The organism is Sanguibacter sp. Leaf3 (genome assembly GCF_001425965.1).
Classification (GTDB): domain Bacteria; phylum Actinomycetota; class Actinomycetes; order Actinomycetales; family Cellulomonadaceae; genus Sanguibacter; species Sanguibacter inulinus.
Genome location: NZ_LMRH01000002.1, coordinates 195,761 through 213,996 on the forward strand (window position 1 = coordinate 195,761; position 18,236 = coordinate 213,996).

Genomic DNA, 18,236 nt, shown 5'->3' on the forward strand with positions numbered 1-18,236 from the left:
CTGTGCGTACCGTGGGGCACGTCCAGGACCGGAGAGCAGCTGGAAGGGTGAGGTCTGTGCACGGGACGACACTGCAGGAGCGCGCCGCCGAGCGGGCGCAGGAGCTGCCCGGGGCGGAGCTCACCCATCCCTTCGGGGAGGACTGGGACGTGTACAAGGTGCGCGGCAAGGTGTTCATGCTGGCGACCGCCGTGACGCAGGAGCCCATCGTCGTCCTCAAGGCCGCGCCCGCAGACGCCCGCAGCCTCCGGGAGGCCCACGAGGACGTCAGCCCGGGCTATCACATGAACAAGAAGCACTGGATCACCCTGCACCCCGGCGGTGACCTCGACGAAGAGCTCGTGGACGACCTCGTCACGGAGTCGTATCTGCTGGTCGTCGAGGGGCTGCCCCGCAGGCTCCGACCTGTCGACCCGACGACCTTCGGCTCGGGCTCGTGAGCCTGAGGCTCGAAGAGCACGAACGGCGTCGTCAGGTCAGTCGACCCAGGTGGGGTCGTCGAGCAGCTCCTGGACTGTCCCGAGCAGACGCGCCGCGTGGAACCCGTCCGCAGCGGCGTGGTGGACCTGAAGAGCGACGGGGAGCAGGACCTCGCCCTCCCTCTCGACGTAGCGCCCGAGTGTGAAGATCGGCGCGAGGTGGTCGAAGCCCTGCTGGACCGCGAGCGTGAACCCCGTGAAGGACGTCCACGGGAGGCTCGACACGTCGAAGGAGTTCTCCGGCGCCGGTCCCTGCGGGAACATCTCAGTCGCCGTGCGGTGCTCGACGAGCAGTGCTGCTGCAGTGTCGTGGAAGGTCGCGAAGCTCGTGTCGTACGGTGCCCAGATGCTCGCGAAAGTCCCGAGCTCCGGGTTGAACACCGTGAACGAGGGATGGACCACGGGCCACGTCGCCGGGGCGCCGTCCGAGGTCAGGCACATGCGGAACGCGTCGTGCTGGTTCACGGCGGTCGCGAGGGCCCACACCTGCGCGACGTAGCTCTTCCGGGCCGACGCCCGCAGAGTCTCGACGAAGACCGTCGCGTCGAGCTCGACCGTGATCGCGTAGGTGCACGGGACGACGGACCTGTAGTGCTCGAAGTGCTGTCGCCGGGGCCAGGTGGAGAGGTCGATCGGTATGGCAGACGTCATCGCGCCATCCTGGCAGCCAGCCACGGTCACGACGAACCCTTTTCACGCCCTGAGGCCCTGCTCCGGCAGGGGGAACAGGGCCTCAGGGGAGAGCACGCAGAGCCGACCTCCCCGAGGCGGCTGCGTCGGAGCAGGGTGCACAGCTCAGCGGGGACGCGTCAGGCGGGCACCGTGGCGTACGCCTCGGCGAGGAGCTCGACCGAGCGCAGTCGTGCGGGGGTGGCGAGCGAGGTGTGCGCGACGATCAGCTCGTCGGCGCCGACGCTCTCACCGAACCGGGCTACGTAGTCGGCGACCTCGGCCCCGGTGCCGACACCCGTGTAGGTCATCATGCTCGCGACCTGCGCGCCTGCGGGGGAGTCGAGCAGCATGTCGAGCTCGTCGTCGCTGAAGGTCTGGGTCACCGGGATCTGGCGGCTCTGCCGCAGCATCATGAGCAGCCTCGACCGGCGGGCGAGCGTCAGCTGCTCGAGCGCGTCGTCGTGGTCGTCCGCGGCGATGGCGTTGAGCCCGGCGATCACGTAGGGCTGCTGCAGCTGCTCGGAGGGGCGGAACTCGCTGCGGTACGCGGCGACCGCGGCGTGGAGCGCGTCGGGGGCGAAGTGCGAGGCGAAGGCGTACGGCAGCCCGAGCGCGGCGGCGAGGTGCGCACCGAAGAGCGACGACCCGAGGATGTACAGCGGCACGTGGGAGCCGGCACCCGGGGTCGCGCTGACCCCGGGGACGCGCGAGTCGCCGGACAGGAAGGCCTGGAGCTCGACGACGTCCTGCGGGAACTGGTCCGAGGCTGCGGGGTCGCGCCGCAGGGCCCGGAAGGTCGCCTGGTCGCCGCCCGGAGCGCGCCCGAGACCGAGGTCGATCCGTCCGGGGTGCAGCGCCTCGAGGGTCCCGAACTGCTCGGCGATGGTCAGCGGCGAGTGGTTGGGCAGCATGACGCCGCCCGCGCCGAGGCGGATCGTCGAGGTCTGGCTCGCCACGTGGGCGATGAGGACCGACGTGGCGCTCGAGGCGATCGACGCCATGTTGTGGTGCTCGGCGTACCAGACACGCCTGTAGCCGCTCTTCTCGGCCTGCTGGGCGAGCGCGACCGACGCCGCGAAGCTGTCGCGGGCCGTCTCTCCAGGAGCGATCGGGGCAAGGTCGAGGATCGAGAGAGGGAGCGTCATGCTTGCGTCAACAGAGCGGGGTCGGGTCGTGTTCCCGCTGCGCAGGTGCCGAGGGTCACGCCGCGCGGTCGTCCGTCCCCGCCGCGCGCGACCGCGTCACCGTGAGCGACACCGACGCCGCGATGATCAGGACCGAGACGATGGTCGACCAGCTCGCGCCGACCCCGCCACCGATGTCGAGCACGAGAGCCATGACGAGCTGCCCACCGACGATCGACAGGGTCAGCGCGAAGGTGCCGAGCGTCCGGACGGAGTACGCGGCCGAGACCGTGATGATCGCCCCGAGCGGCCCGCCGAGGTACACCCACCAGTCGGTGCTCAGGGGTGGGAGCGTGACCTCCGACAGCCCGCCGACCACTGCGGCCACGGCGCAGACGAGGGAGATCCCGGCGAGCCCGCCGACCACCGAGGCGACCGTCGGCACGAGGGGGTCACCCGTGCGGGCGGCCACGACACCGTTGCCGGCGGACTGGACGGACAGCAGGAGACCCCCGACGAAGAGGAACAGACCCGTGCCGATCGCGGCCAGCACGGTCCCGGTGCTCGGGCCGGGGCTGGACAGCACCGCGACGACGAGCCCCACCAGCGCTCCGAGCCCGGCGACCGCGCGGCGCACCGTCAGCCGGATCGGTGCGTCGAGGCCCACCCCGCGCGAGTCGAGGACCAGCCCGGACACGGTCTGCCCGGCGACCGAGCAGACCGAGGCGAGGGCCACCCCGACGACCGGGATGCCCACGGCCATCGACATGACCAGGGGTACGCTGCACAGCCCGACCGCGAACCACCACCACCGCGCACCGCGCAGCGCGCGCACCGCAGGTCCGAGACGCCCGAGCGCCGTGAGCAGCACGACGGCCATGACGAAGGCCCCGACGTAGGCGAACCACGACGACACGAGGGCACCCGCACCGCGGGTCGCGAGCTCGCCGTTGAGCTTTCCCTGCACGGCGATGACGGCGCCGCTCGTGATCGCGACGGCGAGCGCCGTACCGAAGCGCGCCGTGCGGGCGGGGGGTGCGAGGTCTGCGGGGCCTGAGGCCGGCGACGAGGTCATGGTGCCCATTCTCTGCCTCGCGGTCTCCAGGCAGCCTCGTCTGGCGACCTGGGCGATCCCGGGCATCGCTCCCGTGGCGCGCCCCGGCGACCAGGCACATGATGGACTCCGGCACGGCGCGTCCGCCGCCGGGTTACCCTCACGGTCTGGAGAGATCGCATGCGCCTGGGAGTCCACCTCTGGCGGTTCGACGCCGTCGAGCCCGCCCGTCTCCGCGCCGAGCTCGCCGGGACCGCAGCCGAGGCCGAGACGGCCGGCGTCTCGTGGGTGTCCGTGATGGACCACTACTTCCAGATGGAGAGCGCCGGGTTCCCCGCGAGCGACCCCATGCTGGAGGCCTACACGACGCTCGGCTTCCTCGCCGGGCGCACAGAGCAGGCACAGCTCGGGGCGCTCGTCACGGGCGTCACCTACCGTCAGCCCGGTCTCCTCGCGAAGATCGCGACCACCCTCGACGTGCTCTCGGGCGGTCGGGCGACCCTGGGTCTCGGGGCCGCCTGGTACGAGCGCGAGCACCTGGCGCTCGGGGTCCCGTACCCGCCGCTCGCCGAGAGGTTCGAGCGCCTGGAGGAGACCCTGCAGATCTGCCACCAGATGTGGGACCCAGCAGACGACGGCCCCTTCGAGGGCAAGCACTACCAGCTCGCCGAGACGCTCTGCTCGCCCCAGCCCCTCAGCACGCCCCACCCCGAGGTGATGGTCGGCGGCGGGGGAGAGCGCAAGACCCTGCGGCTCGTCGCGCAGTACGCCGACGCCTGCAACCTCTTCGCCACGACCCCTGAGGGCATCGCGCACAAGCTCGACGTCCTCAAGAGGCACTGCGACGACGTCGGTCGCGACGTCTCGCAGATCCGGGTGACCATGATGCACAGCGGTGACGAGCTGCACGCCGGAGACCCGGCAGCCTTCGCCGAGAGCCTGCGCCCCTACGCGGCGCTCGGCGTGGAGACCGTCATCGTGGCCACACCCCCGACGAGCGGACCCGAGTGGGTCCGGAGCAGGGTCGCGCCCGCCGTCGCTATGCTGCAGGACATCTGAACTCGACCGAGGAGTCCCGTGCCTTCCCTGGCCCTTCCTGAGCACCTCGCCGTCCTCCAGTCGACCCGGCCGCACCTCGACGTCATCGGGTCGACCCCGTGGCCTCTCCCCGACGGCTGGTGGGACACCACCCGCGCGCACGTCCAGGCCCTCGTCGACGACGAGCGCGTCGGGCGCCGGGAGACAGCGTGGAACGACTGGCCCGTCGGGACCCCGCACATGGCCATCTACCTGCTCGTCCTCGGGGAACGCCTCGGCGGGTGGAGCGCCCTGCTGTCCGGCACCGAGCCGACCTTCCCGCAGAAGGTCATCGCCGACCACCTGCCTCCGGTGTCCAGACTGGGCGAGAGCCCCGTCTACAGGTACTTCCCGTCGGCGACAGACTGGCCGCTCCGGCTCCTCGACCACGCCGGACGAGACCCGGAGGCGCGCCTCGACGCCCTCGAGGCCAGCGTCGACGCCCTCGCCGTCTTCGACGACGTCGAGCCCTTCGCCGCGCGTCGCGACGCGCTCCGCGGCATCTTCGAGCGTGTCATGGACGACCGGGAGCTCCGCAGGCTGCATGCCTTCAGCCCTTACGCCGACCTCGCCCGCCTCTGGCGCCAGGACCTCCTGACCGACGACGAGCGCGCGGTCCTGCCCGAGCTCGGCGGGTGGGCCGACACCTTCTCCTGGTCCGTCGCCGGCTTCACGGTCGTCCACGACCACCTCGCCTCGATGCTCGAGCGCTCGCAGACCTCGGACCAGGTGCTCGCCTCGATCGCCCTCGCCGACGGCCGGACCGCCTTGCCCGCGGCGGCCGCTGTCGCACTGGGCCGCGAGCGTGCCGACGCCGTCAACGCCGACATGGCGGACCGGCAGGCGTCCTTCGACAAGCAGGTCTGGTTGTCGAGCACCCGGGACTGGGTGGCGCGCGGTCTGCTCCGCGGCGAGATCGACGTGTGCCGCACGTGGCTCGCGTCGACCAGCCAGACGGCCGTGTCTCTCGCCGGGCTGCCCGGCGCCCCGGTCGCGTCGGCCTCGCCGAGCCTGGTCGACTTCATCCAGGACGTCGAGGAGACCTACACGGCGCGCAGCAGCCGGGCCCGCAACCCGCTCCTCGAAGACTTCGCGCGCAGGGTCAAGCCTGTGCGGCACCCCGTCCCCGGGCGCCCGATGCGTCTGCGCGACAGCGACGAGACCGAGGACGAGGAGACCGACGACCTGCTGCCCGACGCCGTGGAGATCGGCGACCCGCAGGGCGAGCTCGCCAGGCTCGTCGGACTCGAACCCGTCAAGGTCCAGGTCCGCCGGCTCGAGGCCGAGGCACGCGCCGACCAGCTGCGCGCCGAGGCGGGCATGCCCGACTCGGGCCGCTCGCGCCACCTCGTCTTCACGGGGAACCCGGGGACCGCCAAGACCACCGTCGCGCGTCTCCTCGCCCGGACCTACGCCCAGCTCGGGCTGCTCTCGCGAGGCCACCTCGTCGAGGTCAGCCGGATGGACCTCGTGGGCGAGTACATCGGGCAGACCGCCCCCAAGGTCCGCAAGGTGTTCGAGAAGGCGTCGGGCGGTGTGCTGTTCATCGACGAGGCCTACGCCCTCATGCCTGCCGACTCGCACCGCGACTTCGGCGCCGAGGCCGTCGCGACCCTCATCAAGCTCATGGAGGACCGCCGCGACGAGGTGGTCGTCGTGGTCGCCGGCTACCCGGCCGAGATGCACAGGTTCTTGCAGTCGAACCCCGGGGTCGCGTCGAGGTTCCCCAAGACCCTCGTCTTCGACGACTACTCCGACGACGAGCTGCTGACCATCCTGCGCGGGATGGCGACCGAGCAGGGATTCGTGCTCGCCGACGGCGTCGAGGACCGCATCAGGGCCCTGCTGCCGCACCCGCGCCCGGCAGGATTTGGCAACGGGCGCTTCGTGCGGAACGTCTTCGAGGAGGCCGCCTCGATCCAGGCCGAGCGCGTGGTCGCCCTCGACGCACCGACCCCGCAGGACATCCGGACGATCACCCCGCAGGACGTGCCCGGCGATCTCCCGGTGGCCCCCGAGCGCCCGCGCCCGGGGATGTATCTCTGAGGCCTGGACCCGTGCAGACCTCTCGTCACCAGGCGCACCTGCGGTGATACTGGTCCCATGAGCCCTGCCTTCGACCTCTCGAGCCCATGCCCCTGCGGCACGGGGCGCCTCGCCGAGTCCTGCTGCGCGCCCGTCCACTCCGGGGCTGTGCAGGCCCCGACCGCCGAAGCCCTCATGCGGTCCCGGTACACGGCCTTCGTCGTGGGGGACGTCGACCACCTCCTCGCCTCCTGGCACCCGCAGACCCGGCCGGAGACCCTCGACCTCGACCCCGACACGGTGTTCACCCGCCTCCGGGTGCTCGAGACGGTCGACGGCGGCGAGTCCGACGAGACCGGGACCGTGGCCTTCCGTGCGCACTCGCGCCACGACGGCGAGCGGAGCACGCAGACCGAGGTCAGCCGGTTCGTCCGCGCCGACGACGGCTCCCGCCGGTGGTTGTACCTCGACGGCGTCGACGGCGCTCCGCAGGGATGAGCGACGGGGCTCCGCAGGGATAAGTTGGGAGGACCCCTGACCGAGAGGACCCCCCGTGGCACTGCCTGCTTCCCCCACCCGCGAGTTCGTCACCGGCCTGCCCAAGGCCGAGCTCCACCTGCACCTCGAGGGCACCCTCGAGCCCGACCTCAAGCTCGAGCTCGCGCGCCGCAACGGCGTCGAGCTCGCCCAGAGCACCGTCGAAGAGGTCCAGGCGAGCTACGTCTTCGACTCGCTCGCGAGCTTCCTCGCCGTGTACTACCCGGCGATGGACGTCCTGGTCACCGAGCAGGACTTCTACGACCTCGCCACGGCGTACCTGCGCCGGGCGGCCGCAGACGGCGTGACGCACGTCGAGATGTTCTTCGACCCGCAGGCGCACACGAGCCGAGGCGTGCCCTTCGCTGACGTCGTCAACGGCTACCACCGGGCCGCTGTCGACGGTGCGGCGCTCGGTGTCGACGCCCGCCTGATCCTCTGCTTCCTCCGGGACTTCTCGGCCGAGAGCGCCGCAGAGACCCTCGAGGCGTCGGTGCCCTTCGCCGACAAGATCCTCGGCGTCGGTCTCGACTCCGACGAGCGCGAGAACCCGCCGTCGAAGTTCGGCGCGGTCTTCGCCCGCGCCCGTGAGCTCGGCTACAGGCTGACGATGCACTGCGACATCGACCAGGTGGGGAGCATCGAGAACATCCGCCAGGTGCTCGAGGACATCGGTGTGGACAGGATCGACCACGGGACCAACGTCGTCGAAGACCCCGCTCTCGTCGAGGTCGTGCGCGAGCGCGGCCTGGGCCTGACGTGCTGCCCGGTGTCCAACTCTTTCGTCACCGACGATATGAAGGCCACCGAGATCGCCCAGCTGCTGCGGGCGGGCGTCAAGGTCACGGTGAACTCCGACGACCCCGCGTACTTCGGCGGCTACGTGGCCGAGAACTACGTCGCCCTCGTCGAGAAGGCGGGCCTGACGAGCGAGGAGGTCGTGACCCTCGCGAAGAACTCCTTCGAGGCCTCGTGGGTCTCGGACGCAGACCGAGCGAGGTTCCTGGCCGAGGTCGACGCCTACGTCGAGGGCTACGCCGGCTGACCCAGCGGGTCAGCCTTCACGGCTGCGGACGGGCGCGGGCCCGCGCGCGCCACAGCCTGGAGACGACGCCTGCCGCCAGCACTGCGGTGCCCGCCACCACAGAGGACAGTGGCAGCGTCGCGACGAGCACCACGCACCCGAGGGCTCCAGCCACCTGGAGCCCTCGGGGCGTGCGGCGATCCCGCGGCGCCTGGGTGAAGTCGGCGACGACGCGTGTCAGGCTCTGCGGATCCTCCGGTGCAGGTCTTCGACCCGGGCACGGATGTCGTCGCGCACGAGGCGCATCCGCTCCATCCCCGTGACACCGCGCTCGGAGGGCTCGTCGGTGATCCACGTCTCGAGCCGTGTCCCGGGACCTACGACCACCTGTGCCTCGGAGCCGAGCACGACCACGACGTCGGAGGCCTCGACCATCGCGGCGGTCAGGGCCTTCGGGTGCTCGTCGCCAACCCCGACGCCGATCTCCGCGAGGGACTCGACCGACTGAGCGTTGAGCGAGGCGCCCGGCGCAGTCCCGGCGGAGGTCACCACGACAGCGTCCCCGGCCAGGTCGCGCAGGAGGGCCGCCGCCATCTGCGACTTCCCGCCGTTCTTCTGGCAGACGAAGGTGATGTGCGGGACTGCCTCGGTCATCGCGGGCTCCGGTCGGTTCGGCGTCGTCAGACGGTCAGGAGGGGGTGCTGCTGGGCACCTTAACCTGCCGAGGTGTCCAGAGGGTTCGACGTGTCTCACGCGGCCGCCCTGCCCTGAGCGGTCAGGCCCTGTCGAGGGGGACCTGACGGCGGGGACGAGCACGTGGCCCTGCTCGCTAGCGGCCTCGCAGGCGTGCGAACAGCCCGGCCTTCTTCGCCGGGGGCTGGTCGTGGCCGGGGCAGCGGTCGGAGGCGGGGACGCCCTTCATCACCTGGTCGACGTGCTGCCCGCACCCCGCCCAGGTGGTCTTCCCGCAGGTCGTGCATCGGGTCGCTCGACACATGGTGGCTCCATCTCTCGTGGTGGTGCCGACGGCGTGCCGGCACTGCAGACAATATACCCCCGGGGGTATACAGTCCTCCACATGAAGACACTCATCATCGGAGGGGTGGCCGGAGGCATGTCCGCGGCCACCCGGTTGCGCAGGCTCGACGAGCACGCCCAGATCGTGGTGCTCGAGCGCGGACGCTACGTCTCGTTCGCCAATTGCGGGCTGCCGTACTACGTCGGTGGCGTCATCGAGGACCGCGACTCGCTGCTCCTGCAGACGCCTGAGTCGCTCGCCGCTCGCTTCGCCCTCGACGTCAGGGTCGGGCACGAGGTCGTGGCGATCGACCCCGCGGCGAAGACGGTCACCGTGCGCGAGCTCGCCTCGGGCGAGACGACGACCGAGACCTACGACTCGCTGGTGCTCGCCGCCGGGTCGTCGGCCGCCCCACGCGCCGGCTCGGGCGACCTGCCCTGGCACACCCTCCGCACGGTCGACGACGTCGACCACATCAGCGCGCTGCTGGGTGCGGCCGGGGCAGAGGTGCGAGCCGTCGTGGTGGGAGGTGGGTTCATCGGCCTCGAGGCTGTCGAGAACCTCCGGGCACGGTGTGCCCACGTGACGCTCGTCCAGCGCGGGCCGCAGATCTTCTCCCCGCTCGACCCGGAGATGGCGCAACCCGTCGTCGAGACGCTCCGCGGGGCAGGCGTCGACGTCAGGACGGGCGTGACGGTCGTCGCGAGCGGCGCCGGTCACGTCGACCTCAGCGACGGCTCCAGCCTGCCGGCTCATCTGGTCGTCGACGCCTCCGGTGTCACGCCGGAGACCACCCTGGCCGTCGCAGCCGGGCTGACGATCGGACCGACCGGCGGGATCGCCGTCGACGGGCGCCAGCGGACCAGCGACAGGTCGATCTGGGCTGTCGGAGACGGTGTGGAGAAGGTCGACGCGATCTCGGCCGAGCCGACGCTCGTGACGATGGCGGGACTGGCGAACCGGCACGGACGTGCTGCCGCCGACGACATCGCCGGGTTGGACCCAGACGACGCCCTGCCGGCTCTCGGGACCTCGATCATCGGCATCCTCGGGCTCACGGTCGCGACCGTCGGCTGGAACGAGAAACGGCTCACCGCAGCGGGGCGGGCGCACCGGGTCGTGCACACCCACCCGTCCTCCCACGCCGGCTACTACCCTGGCGCGGCGCCGATGGCGATCAAGCTCCTCGTCGACCCCGCCGACGACGCGATCCTCGGGGCGCAGATCGTCGGGACCGACGGGGTCGACAAGCGGATCGACGTCATCGCGACAGCCATGGTCGGCGGCATCACCGCGCGGGGCCTGGCCCACCTCGAGCTCGCCTACGCCCCGCAGTACGGCTCCGCCAAAGACCCGGTCAACCTCCTCGGGTACGTCGCGGAGAACGTCGCCGACGGCGTCGTGGCGACGGTCCAGTGGCACGAGCTCGACGAGCAGCGGCGAGACGGGGCCATGCTGGTCGACGTGCGGTCCGCCGACGAGCACGCCCGCGGAGCGATCCCCGGTGCCCTGTCCGTCCCGCTCGACGACCTCCGCGGCCGGCTCCACGACCTGCCGGCAGGCCCGCTGATCGTCCACTGCCAGGTCGGGCAGCGAGGTCACACCGCGGCTCGTCTGCTCACGCAGCTCGGCTACGAGGTCAGCAACCTCGACGGCGGGTGGAAGACCTGGGCCGCCGGGACGGCCTCCCGCCGTGCCGGCGAGCACATCACCGCAGCGTCGGTCGCCGCAGGGGTGAGAGCATGAGCCGGCCCCCACTCCTACCCCGAGAGGCACCGAGAGCATGAGCCAGTCCCAGACCGACGGTCCCGAGACCTCCGCTGCGACGCTGCACGACGCGGCGGCCGTCAAGAAGGTCGCCAACCGCCTCCGCCGCGCTCACGGCCAGCTCGCGGCCGTGATCGCCGCCGTCGAAGGGGGTGGAGACTGCCGTCAGGTCGTCACGCAGCTCGCGGCCGTCTCCAGCGCGCTCGACCGTGCCGGCTTCGCGATCATCTCGACAGCGATGCGGCAGTGCCTCGTCGAGGGGGACGAGCCTGACAGCGAGGGCTCGACGTCAGGGCCCACGAGGCTCACGGTCGAGGAGCTGGAGAAGATGTTCCTCACGCTGGCCTGACCGGGAGCGTCGTCTGTCAGGGGAGAGGTCCTCATCCCATCGGCCACACCGGACGCACCTCTACGGCCCCGAACCGGGCCATCGGGTGGGCGGCGGCCGCTGCGACCGCGGAGTCCAGGTCGGCAGCGTCGATGACGTCGAAGCCCACGACCCGCTTGCTGCCCCGGGTGACAGGGCCAGCTGTCGTGGTGCTCTGGCCTCCTCGGACCCGCACAGACACCGCGTCGTCCTCGGGGCGGACGCGGTCGCCGAGCACGTAGGAACCGGCTGCCTGCAGGCGCTCGACCCACGCTCCGGCGTCGTCGCCGTCGGCGTCGTAGGGCTCACCGGTCGGGTCGTCGCAGATCAGCAGCAGATATCGCATGGTGCCTCCTCGGGGGTGACGTGGCCCCGCCGTGGCCGACGGCTGGGTACAGACGCAATCTAGCGACGACGGACCGGCGCGGGAAGGTCTCGGCGGAGCCCAGGTCCGCCCGGAGCGGTCACCACGACGCCGCGGGCACCTCCGACGAGCGGGCGTCCGGCGTACCCTGGGCGCAGCGGCACCGCCGCACGGCCGTGCTCCACGTGCCGTCCGCCCGTCCGGGCGGAGGATCCTCCTGACGAAAGAACCACAGTGCTCGAGAACCTGCCTGTCGCCGCCGCAGTCTTCGCCGTCCTGGCGGGGCTCGTGCACGTCTACATCTTCGTGCTCGAGAGCCTGCGCTGGACCGCGCCCGCTACCCGGCGCACCTTCGGCACCTCCGAGGACGAGGCGCTCGCCACACGCTCCATGGCCTACAACCAGGGCTGGTACAACCTGTTCCTGGCCGTCGGGGCGATCGGCGGGGCGGTTCTCGCGCTCGGAGCCGACGGCTCCGCAGCCGTGGCAGGCTCGTCGATCCTGCTCTTCGCGACAGGGTCGATGGTCGCCGCAGCCCTCGTGCTCGTCACGAGCGACAGCACCAAGCTGCGCGCCGGGTCCGTCCAGGGCTTCTTCCCGCTCGTCGCGATCGTCCTGGCGCTCCTCCTCGGCTGAGCTGCCCTCGGCCGCCCGCCGAGCACGGCTGGCGCGGGGGTCGACCTCGGGCTACTCGGCGAGCGCGTTGAGCGCCGACCACCCCAGCGTCGGGGCAGGCCCGGGAGCAGCCGAGGCGTCTCCCAGCATGGTTGCGGCCATCTCGCCGACCAGGCTGTACGCGGCCTCGGCGATCGACGACCCGGCGCTGATCCTGTGCGCGCCGGCCGCAGCGAGCTCCCCGACGGAGAGCGTGCCGGGGCCGAACGCGACGTTGACGGGGACCGGTGACGCGGCGACGAGGGCCCGGACCACGTCGGCCTGGAGCGCGCCGAGCACGAAGATGCCGCTCGCTCCTGCCTCGGCGTAGGCGAGCGCCCTGTCGAGCGTCTCGTCGAACCAGGCGAGACTGCCCACGCCGCCGAGCCGGTGCGTGTCGATCCGGGCGTTGACGAACAGCGGGACACCCGCGTCCTCGGCGGCCGCGCGGGCCGCAGCCAGCCGGGTCACCTGCTCGGCGACCGGACGCATCGAGTCTTCGATGTTGACGCCCACCGCGCCCGCCTCGAGGACCGCGGTGACAGTCTGCGCGACCTCCTCGGCAGGACCGCCGAGACCGTTCTCGATGTCGGCCGAGACCGGCGCCTCGACGGCCCGGACGATCGCGGCGACCGCTGCGAGGGCGTCCGGCCTGGCCAGCCGGTTGCCGTCGGCCGACCCGTGCGCCCAGGCCACCCCCGCGCTCGTCGTGGCGACAGCGGCCGCTCCGGCCGCCGCGACGACCCGCGCCGAGGCGACGTCCCAGGCGTTGGGGAGCACGAGCGGCGAGCCGGAGACGTGGAGAGAGGCGAAGGCCCGGGCGAGGGCGACCTGAGAGAGCATGCCCTAGTGGACCACACCGGGGCGCTCGGCGACGACGAACAAGAAGCAGAAGAACGCGCTCCGCTCCCCGCTCGCGATCCGTGGGGGCATGAGCTCGGGCGGGGTGTCCTTCGACGGTCCTGGCTCGTCGAGGACGCGCAGGTCGAGACCCGCCTCGGTCACGGCCCGGACGACCTCCCGGAGCGGGCGGTGCCAGAACGTCAGCTCGGTCGTCTGGCCGTTGAGCTCGACGTCCTCGGAGTAGAGCCTGGTCCTGAAGTAGTCGTCCTCGGGGGCGTTGAGCACCTGGGCGAACGGGTGGTTGACAGAGGCGACGAGCCGGCCGCCCGGCCGCAGGACGCGGCGGAGCTCGGCGAGAGGCCCGTCCCAGTCCTCGAGGTAGTGCAGCACGAGGGAGGCGACGACCACGTCGTAGGACTCGTCCTCGAAGGGCAACGGCTCCGCCAGGTCGTGCACGGTCAGCGGGACCGTGCCACCCAGCCTGCGGCGAGCCAGGTCGATCATCGCCGGGCTCCCGTCGAAGCCGGTGACGTCCGCGCCACGGGCGACGAGCTCGGCGGCCAGCGGGCCGGACCCGCACCCGGCATCGAGGATGCGCTTGCCCTGCACGTCGCCCACCAGGTCCAGCACGGCGGGGCGCTCGTAGTAGGCGTTCAGCAGGCTCGTCGCGTTCTCCGCCTCGTAGTCGTCAGCGAACCTGTCGTAGTCGTCGGCACTCATGCTGTCTCCGTCTCAGGGGCCGGGTTGATCGTGTCGCCGTCGCTGGTCAGGCGGGCGTCGGGGTCGATGGCCAGCACCTCGAGGCCCGGTGTCTCGACCAGCTCTCGGACCAGCCCGGCCGAGCCGGCCACGAGGGTCGAGTCCCAGTCGATCTCGGTCGCGAGGAACCATGCGTGGTCGTCGGGCCAGACCATGCTGGGCGTCTGGGGCGACCAGCCCGGGCGGACCCAGGGAGCCCGGTCGCCCCACGCCGGGTCGGTGAAGTCGTCTGCGCCGGCCTGGAAGAGCACGTAGGTGCGCCCGGTGCCGCCGTGCAGGGCGAAGGTCGGTCCGCTCGCGATCTCGCGGGACAGCAGGCCGGTGCCAGGCTCGGGGTCTCGGTGGAAGAGAGCGATCCGGTCCGTCGTCGCCCACCTCACACGGGTGAGTGCTCGGCGCAGCGTGGCGCGCAGTCGTGTGCCTGCAGCCCGGACCGCCGACCGGAGACCACGGTCGTCGGTGGTCGGGTCCGGCATCTCGGCGGTGTACGTGGCGAAGCCCGCAGAGCTCATGAGTCCGCCCCAGCCCTCCCAGACCGCGGCGACGCCGGCGGACGGCGTGGTGGTGTGACGTGCGAGGACACGTGCTGCAGCGTTGAAGGAGTCAGGGTCGCAGGTGCCTTCCGGGGGAGTCTCGTAGCGCCAGCCGTCGGGGGCGACGACGCCGGACCTGTCCCACTCCCCGAGCCCGACGAGCCGCGCGAACTGCGCCTCGCTGTGCATGGTCGTGCCAAAGGCTGCGGCGACCTCCGCCCACGTGCTGCGTCTGGTCTCGAGGGCTGCGTCGATGTCGGTGACCCCTGCGAAGAGCGACTCTTCCTCGACCCCGTGCCACGTCCCGGTCGCGCGGGGTCGGTCTCGCTCGACCGTGTGGAAGATCCGTGCGTAGGCCTCGAAGCCCCGCGGCACGACCGAGAGGATCGAGGCGAAGGGCTCGGACTCCATCGGGCGCAACCACTCGCCCCGCGAGACGTCGGGCTCCCACATGAGCTGCTCAGGCACAGGTCGATCTCCTCGGTGTCGCCCCCTGCCCTGCCGGGGGAGACCCCAGCAGGGTGACGCGCGTCGCGCGCGTCAAGGCACAGTACCGGCCGGACATGGAGGTCTTGTGATCCATGGCACACCTGGGCATGATCGGGATCATGACACCACGGCAGATCCGGCGGCTCGGCGGGGTGGGCGGATGTACCTGACGATCGTCAGTGCCGCACGCTTCCTCGTCGAGCACTCCGACGAGCCGGTGACCCTGCACGACCTCGCCGACCACGTCGGCTACAGCCCGTTCCACGTCGCGAGGTCCTTCGAGAGGTACGTCGGCATGCCGCCCGGTCAGTTCCTCGCGGCCCACAGGTTCCAGCGCGCCAAGCAGATGCTGCTCGCGGGCGAGGACAAGGTGATCGACATCTGCAACGCCGTGGGCTTCAGCTCGGTCGGCACCTTCACCACGCGGTTCGTCAAGGTGGTCGGCCTGAGCCCGACGGACTTCCGTCGGCTGCCTCACACCCTCGCCGACCGCCAGCCGCGCCCGGTGAGCGTCCGCGGCCCTCAGACCGACGGCACGGTGATCACAGGAGCGGTCCACCTGAGCCCGGCCGCACGCACCAGCGTGGGACCCAGCCCTGCGGTGTACGTCGGTCTGTTCCGGCGGCGTGCGGCGCACGGTGTGCCCGTGGCGGGGACGCTCATGGGGCCCGAGGGCTATTTCATCCTCATGGACGTCCCACCGGGAGCCTTCTGGCTGCTGGTGTCGGTGCTCGCCTCCAGGGCCGACGCGCCCGGGCAGCTGGTCCCCGTGACCCAGGTGGTCGGGGCTGCGTCGAGGCCCGTGCTCGTGCCCGAGCGCCCCGTGTCGCTCGTCCGCGACGTCTCCGTCGACGTCGCGCCAGAGTGGTTCGCGCCTGTGCTCGTCGCGCTGCCCCCGCTCGCCGCAGTCTGACGGGTCGGTCAGGCGTCGACGGCTGAGGCGGCCGAGATGAGCGAGTGCAGGGCCTGCCCGTAGGCGTCGGGTGCCGCGTCGGCGCGGAACTCGGCGGGCTCGCCGTGCAGGGTGATCGTGACGACGTAGTCGTCGGAATCGGTCCGGGCGAGCGACCTGAAGGTCGCGCCGAGCAGCGCCCGGAGCTGTTCCTCGGAGGGCAGCCAGAGCGTCTGGTCCATGTCGACGGAGTCGAGGGCCCACTCGGTCGTGCCGTTGAAGCCGAGGATGGTGCCGGTCGGGTACTCGTGCACCTCGATGGTCAGCTCGCTGACCGTGTAGACCACCTCGTCGAGGTCTTCGGCCTCGAGGGTGAACCTGTCGCCGGGGGCGGGGTGCCAGCGCAGACCGGCCAGTGCGAGGTCGCGGGCGAGGTCGGTGGAGATCATCGGCCCAGTCTCGTGCGTCTTGCCCCCGGGCGCACCCCGGGGCGCCACGTACCCCGGAGCGCCGTCCACAGCCCCTGGTGCCCTGAGGCGGGGAGGGGCAGACTGGTACTTCCGGCGTGTCCGGGCCGGTCGGGCGCCCTTCAGCCCCGGCGGCGGGTCTGCACGCACTGCCGGTCTGCACGCACGAGACTGATGACAGAGACAGACGACGGAGAGGGAGGGAGACGATGAGCGACTGCGGATTTGGTGACTTCGAGTTCGAGCGGCGGTTCTTCGTCGACGAGCTCCCACCGGCTGTGCTCACCGAGCCCGACCCAGAGCTCATCGTGCAGAGCTACTACCTCGCGGCCGAGGGCTACGCGATGCGGATGCGCGTGCAGTCGAGCACGGTCCTGCTGCCGCTCGACGGCACCGAGGACGAGCTCCAGGTGCTCGGCGACTTCGCGAGCGAGTTCGAGTTCTGCGCCATCACCGTCAAAGGACCGATGAACGGCGGCACCCGTTACGAGGCCGAGCGTGAGATCGACGTCAACGTCGGCCTCGACATGATCCGGCTGGGTGGCAAGCGCATCATCAAGAACCGCTACGCCCTGTGGCTCGGCGGTGACGGGTGGGTGGTCGACGTGTTCGGCGGCGCGAACCGGCCGCTGATCGTCGCAGAGTGCGAGCGAGGAGGTCCCGTGACGGACCTCAGCATCCCGTCGTTCTGCGTCACGGAGGTCACCGACGACCGCCGGTTCTCGAACGAGTCCCTGTCGCACACGCCCTTCGGCGGGTGGTCCGACGCCTTCGCGCACGAGCTCGCGACCGGCGGACCGAAGTTCTTGCAGGGCTTCGGGCACAACACGCTGGAGTAGGGCGCTTCACGGGTCGCATGGAGACCTCTCCCCGTGGCGCGATCGCTGCGGGTCGGGCGACGATGAGCCCATGAACCTCCCGCAGCGCACCGCAGCGGCCCTCCTCGGGTGCGCAGTCCTCCTCGTCCCCGCCGCTTGCTCGAGCGGTGACGACTTCTGCACCGTCGCGACCGACGCCCGGACCGCCATCTCCAAGACCGGCGACCAGACGATGGAAGAGGCTGCGACAGCCTGGACCGAGGCGGGCGAGCAGATGGAGTCTGTCGACGCCCCCGAGGAGATCGCCGACGCGTGGGACACGATGACGGCGACGGTCGTCCAGGTCGGCGAGTACTTCACCAGCGGGACTCACGAGCAGCAGGTCAGCGACGCGACCGAGGCGCTGCTCGCTGACGAGTTCATGGCCGCTCGCACCGCCGTCTACGACTACGTCGACCAGACCTGCGAGGCCTGACGTCGACCAGTCCTGCAAGGCCTGACGTCGACCAGACCAGCGAGTCCTGACGTCGATCGGACCTGCGAGGCCTGACGCAGGCAAGAGGCTCAGCCTGGCAGGACCCCGGTGAGGAACCTGGCGACGTCGGCGAGCTCCTGCTGGGAGATCCCGTGCGCGAGCCCCGGGTAGACGACCTCGGTGAGCGTCGTGTGCTCGGGCAGCCACGCGCTCGTCCGGGCGAAGGCCTCGGGCGTGATGACGGGGTCGACATCCCCGCGGCCGAAGAACACCGGGGGAGCGGTCTCGGCGAGGGCAGCGTCGCCCGGCAGCTTGACGTCAGCGGTGAACCCTGACAGCACGACACCGGCGAAGAACCTCTCCGGACGGTTCCGCAGCAGGTGCGTCACCATGAGCCCACCCTGGGAGAACCCGAGCAGCGCGACTGGCGTGCTGGCCGGGACGTGCTCGTCGAGCCAGGTCAGCACAGCCTCGGCCGCGTCCTGCGTGGCAGCAGGGTCGGGACGGCCGGGGTCGACGATCGGCACCCAGGCGTACCCAGGTCCGGCGGTCAGCGGCGCCCGGACCGCGACCGACCGCAGAGACCGCGGCAGGTGCGGCACGAGGCCGACGAGATCGTGCTCGTGCGAGCCGTAGCCGTGCAGCAGGACCAGCAGGGGAGCGTCGTCCCGGGCAGGCGCGGACGGTGACCAGACGGCGGCGGACGCCTTGAGGCTCAGTGTCATCCCGCCACCCTATCTGCGGTCTCGGTGGCTCTCGCGAGCCGTCCGGGCGCTGTGGAGGAGAACCCCAGCGGCC

The 18,236-nt window shown here is 71.5% G+C and carries 21 protein-coding genes; 11 read left to right on the forward strand and 10 right to left on the reverse strand.

Annotated features, from left to right (window positions below; translation table 11 throughout):
* The first annotated feature begins 56 nt into the window (after window positions 1–56).
* Window positions 57–440, forward strand: a complete 384-nt coding sequence (locus ASG53_RS08295; RefSeq protein WP_056131383.1) for an MmcQ/YjbR family DNA-binding protein — start codon at window positions 57–59, stop codon at window positions 438–440.
* A 36-nt stretch (window positions 441–476) separates the two neighbouring features.
* Here ASG53_RS08295 and ASG53_RS08300 read toward each other — a convergent pair whose 3' ends face one another.
* From ASG53_RS08300 to ASG53_RS08310, 3 genes are all read right to left on the reverse strand, one after another.
* A complete protein-coding gene (locus ASG53_RS08300; protein WP_056131387.1) occupies window positions 477–1,130 on the reverse strand; it encodes a CatA-like O-acetyltransferase in 654 nt (217 codons plus the stop codon).
* Window positions 1,131–1,288: 158 nt separating this feature from the next.
* A complete protein-coding gene (locus ASG53_RS08305; RefSeq protein WP_056131390.1) occupies window positions 1,289–2,296 on the reverse strand; it encodes an LLM class flavin-dependent oxidoreductase in 1,008 nt (335 codons plus the stop codon).
* A 55-nt stretch (window positions 2,297–2,351) separates the two neighbouring features.
* Window positions 2,352–3,350, reverse strand: coding sequence for a DMT family transporter (locus tag ASG53_RS08310; RefSeq protein ID WP_162246142.1), 999 nt, complete (start codon window positions 3,348–3,350; stop codon window positions 2,352–2,354).
* Between the two features lie 159 nt (window positions 3,351–3,509).
* Between ASG53_RS08310 and ASG53_RS08315 the strand changes: the two genes are divergently transcribed.
* The 4 genes from ASG53_RS08315 to ASG53_RS08330 are packed head-to-tail and all read left to right on the forward strand — an operon-like array spanning window position 3,510 to window position 8,013.
* Window positions 3,510–4,388, forward strand: a complete 879-nt coding sequence (locus tag ASG53_RS08315; protein WP_056131397.1) for an LLM class F420-dependent oxidoreductase — start codon at window positions 3,510–3,512, stop codon at window positions 4,386–4,388.
* A gap of 18 nt (window positions 4,389–4,406) precedes the next feature.
* On the forward strand, window positions 4,407–6,452 hold the full coding sequence (locus tag ASG53_RS08320; protein ID WP_056131400.1) for an AAA family ATPase: 2,046 nt from the start codon (window positions 4,407–4,409) through the stop codon (window positions 6,450–6,452).
* 57 nt (window positions 6,453–6,509) lie between these two features.
* The gene (locus tag ASG53_RS08325) at window positions 6,510–6,929 is read left to right on the forward strand and encodes a YchJ family protein (protein ID WP_056131403.1); all 420 of its coding nucleotides are present in this window, start codon (window positions 6,510–6,512) and stop codon (window positions 6,927–6,929) included.
* A gap of 55 nt (window positions 6,930–6,984) precedes the next feature.
* Entirely contained in the window at window positions 6,985–8,013 is a 1,029-nt protein-coding gene (locus ASG53_RS08330; protein ID WP_056131405.1) for an adenosine deaminase, read from the forward strand.
* Between the two features lie 216 nt (window positions 8,014–8,229).
* Here ASG53_RS08330 and ASG53_RS08335 read toward each other — a convergent pair whose 3' ends face one another.
* Window positions 8,230–8,646 carry an arsenate-mycothiol transferase ArsC gene (locus tag ASG53_RS08335; RefSeq protein ID WP_056131409.1) on the reverse strand — a complete coding sequence of 139 codons (417 nt, stop codon included), beginning with the start codon at window positions 8,644–8,646 and terminating at the stop codon, window positions 8,230–8,232.
* A gap of 424 nt (window positions 8,647–9,070) precedes the next feature.
* Between ASG53_RS08335 and ASG53_RS08340 the strand changes: the two genes are divergently transcribed.
* Window positions 9,071–10,756 (forward strand): FAD-dependent oxidoreductase, encoded by a 1,686-nt coding sequence (locus tag ASG53_RS08340; RefSeq protein ID WP_056131413.1) that lies wholly within the window; start codon window positions 9,071–9,073, stop codon window positions 10,754–10,756.
* 37 nt (window positions 10,757–10,793) lie between these two features.
* Complete coding sequence (locus tag ASG53_RS08345; RefSeq protein ID WP_056131416.1) at window positions 10,794–11,126, forward strand: metal-sensitive transcriptional regulator; 333 nt, start codon at window positions 10,794–10,796, stop codon at window positions 11,124–11,126.
* Between the two features lie 31 nt (window positions 11,127–11,157).
* On the opposite strand, the gene ASG53_RS08350 is transcribed toward ASG53_RS08345, so the two are convergent.
* Window positions 11,158–11,490, reverse strand: a complete 333-nt coding sequence (locus ASG53_RS08350; RefSeq protein ID WP_056131419.1) for a YciI family protein — start codon at window positions 11,488–11,490, stop codon at window positions 11,158–11,160.
* 252 nt (window positions 11,491–11,742) lie between these two features.
* Between ASG53_RS08350 and ASG53_RS08355 the strand changes: the two genes are divergently transcribed.
* Complete coding sequence (locus ASG53_RS08355; protein WP_082543924.1) at window positions 11,743–12,144, forward strand: DUF1304 domain-containing protein; 402 nt, start codon at window positions 11,743–11,745, stop codon at window positions 12,142–12,144.
* Between the two features lie 51 nt (window positions 12,145–12,195).
* Here ASG53_RS08355 and ASG53_RS08360 read toward each other — a convergent pair whose 3' ends face one another.
* The 3 genes from ASG53_RS08360 to ASG53_RS08370 are packed head-to-tail and all read right to left on the reverse strand — an operon-like array spanning window position 12,196 to window position 14,765.
* Window positions 12,196–13,005 (reverse strand): isocitrate lyase/PEP mutase family protein, encoded by an 810-nt coding sequence (locus ASG53_RS08360; protein WP_056131422.1) that lies wholly within the window; start codon window positions 13,003–13,005, stop codon window positions 12,196–12,198.
* A 3-nt stretch (window positions 13,006–13,008) separates the two neighbouring features.
* The gene (locus ASG53_RS08365) at window positions 13,009–13,725 is read right to left on the reverse strand and encodes a class I SAM-dependent methyltransferase (protein ID WP_056131425.1); all 717 of its coding nucleotides are present in this window, start codon (window positions 13,723–13,725) and stop codon (window positions 13,009–13,011) included.
* Window positions 13,722–14,765, reverse strand: a complete 1,044-nt coding sequence (locus ASG53_RS08370; protein ID WP_056131428.1) for a hypothetical protein — start codon at window positions 14,763–14,765, stop codon at window positions 13,722–13,724. Before ASG53_RS08370 ends, ASG53_RS08365 begins: the two co-directional genes overlap by 4 nt.
* A 181-nt stretch (window positions 14,766–14,946) precedes the next feature.
* Here ASG53_RS08370 and ASG53_RS08375 point away from each other — a divergent pair, with 181 nt between their 5' ends.
* Window positions 14,947–15,699 (forward strand): helix-turn-helix domain-containing protein, encoded by a 753-nt coding sequence (locus ASG53_RS08375; protein WP_056131431.1) that lies wholly within the window; start codon window positions 14,947–14,949, stop codon window positions 15,697–15,699.
* Between the two features lie 8 nt (window positions 15,700–15,707).
* Here ASG53_RS08375 and ASG53_RS08380 read toward each other — a convergent pair whose 3' ends face one another.
* On the reverse strand, window positions 15,708–16,127 hold the full coding sequence (locus ASG53_RS08380) for a hypothetical protein (RefSeq protein ID WP_056131433.1): 420 nt from the start codon (window positions 16,125–16,127) through the stop codon (window positions 15,708–15,710).
* 227 nt (window positions 16,128–16,354) lie between these two features.
* On the opposite strand from ASG53_RS08380, the gene ASG53_RS08385 reads away from it, so the two are divergent.
* Window positions 16,355–16,984 (forward strand): CYTH domain-containing protein, encoded by a 630-nt coding sequence (locus tag ASG53_RS08385; RefSeq protein WP_056131436.1) that lies wholly within the window; start codon window positions 16,355–16,357, stop codon window positions 16,982–16,984.
* Window positions 16,985–17,054: 70 nt separating this feature from the next.
* Entirely contained in the window at window positions 17,055–17,438 is a 384-nt protein-coding gene (locus ASG53_RS08390; protein WP_056131438.1) for a hypothetical protein, read from the forward strand.
* A gap of 89 nt (window positions 17,439–17,527) precedes the next feature.
* Here the strand turns inward: ASG53_RS08390 and ASG53_RS08395 are convergent, their stop codons facing one another.
* A complete protein-coding gene (locus tag ASG53_RS08395) occupies window positions 17,528–18,163 on the reverse strand; it encodes an alpha/beta hydrolase (RefSeq protein ID WP_056131441.1) in 636 nt (211 codons plus the stop codon).
* Between the last annotated feature and the right edge of the window lie 73 nt (window positions 18,164–18,236).

What these genes read in the sequence shown, in the direction of transcription:
- ASG53_RS08310 (WP_162246142.1), bottom strand. Translation starts at nt 3,350, where the DNA reads ATGACCTCGTCGCCGGCCTCAGGCCCCGCAGACCTCGCACCCCCCGCC.
- ASG53_RS08315 (WP_056131397.1), top strand. Translation starts at nt 3,510, where the DNA reads ATGCGCCTGGGAGTCCACCTCTGGCGGTTCGACGCCGTCGAGCCCGCC.
- ASG53_RS08385 (WP_056131436.1), top strand. Translation starts at nt 16,355, where the DNA reads ATGAGCGACTGCGGATTTGGTGACTTCGAGTTCGAGCGGCGGTTCTTC.
- ASG53_RS08325 (WP_056131403.1), top strand. Translation starts at nt 6,510, where the DNA reads ATGAGCCCTGCCTTCGACCTCTCGAGCCCATGCCCCTGCGGCACGGGG.
- ASG53_RS08365 (WP_056131425.1), bottom strand. Translation starts at nt 13,725, where the DNA reads ATGAGTGCCGACGACTACGACAGGTTCGCTGACGACTACGAGGCGGAG.
- ASG53_RS08375 (WP_056131431.1), top strand. Translation starts at nt 14,947, where the DNA reads ATGTACCTGACGATCGTCAGTGCCGCACGCTTCCTCGTCGAGCACTCC.
- ASG53_RS08305 (WP_056131390.1), bottom strand. Translation starts at nt 2,296, where the DNA reads ATGACGCTCCCTCTCTCGATCCTCGACCTTGCCCCGATCGCTCCTGGA.
- ASG53_RS08390 (WP_056131438.1), top strand. Translation starts at nt 17,055, where the DNA reads ATGAACCTCCCGCAGCGCACCGCAGCGGCCCTCCTCGGGTGCGCAGTC.
- ASG53_RS08350 (WP_056131419.1), bottom strand. Translation starts at nt 11,490, where the DNA reads ATGCGATATCTGCTGCTGATCTGCGACGACCCGACCGGTGAGCCCTAC.
- ASG53_RS08335 (WP_056131409.1), bottom strand. Translation starts at nt 8,646, where the DNA reads ATGACCGAGGCAGTCCCGCACATCACCTTCGTCTGCCAGAAGAACGGC.
- ASG53_RS08360 (WP_056131422.1), bottom strand. Translation starts at nt 13,005, where the DNA reads ATGCTCTCTCAGGTCGCCCTCGCCCGGGCCTTCGCCTCTCTCCACGTC.
- ASG53_RS08300 (WP_056131387.1), bottom strand. Translation starts at nt 1,130, where the DNA reads ATGACGTCTGCCATACCGATCGACCTCTCCACCTGGCCCCGGCGACAG.
- ASG53_RS08380 (WP_056131433.1), bottom strand. Translation starts at nt 16,127, where the DNA reads ATGATCTCCACCGACCTCGCCCGCGACCTCGCACTGGCCGGTCTGCGC.
- ASG53_RS08340 (WP_056131413.1), top strand. Translation starts at nt 9,071, where the DNA reads ATGAAGACACTCATCATCGGAGGGGTGGCCGGAGGCATGTCCGCGGCC.
- ASG53_RS08345 (WP_056131416.1), top strand. Translation starts at nt 10,794, where the DNA reads ATGAGCCAGTCCCAGACCGACGGTCCCGAGACCTCCGCTGCGACGCTG.
- ASG53_RS08395 (WP_056131441.1), bottom strand. Translation starts at nt 18,163, where the DNA reads ATGACACTGAGCCTCAAGGCGTCCGCCGCCGTCTGGTCACCGTCCGCG.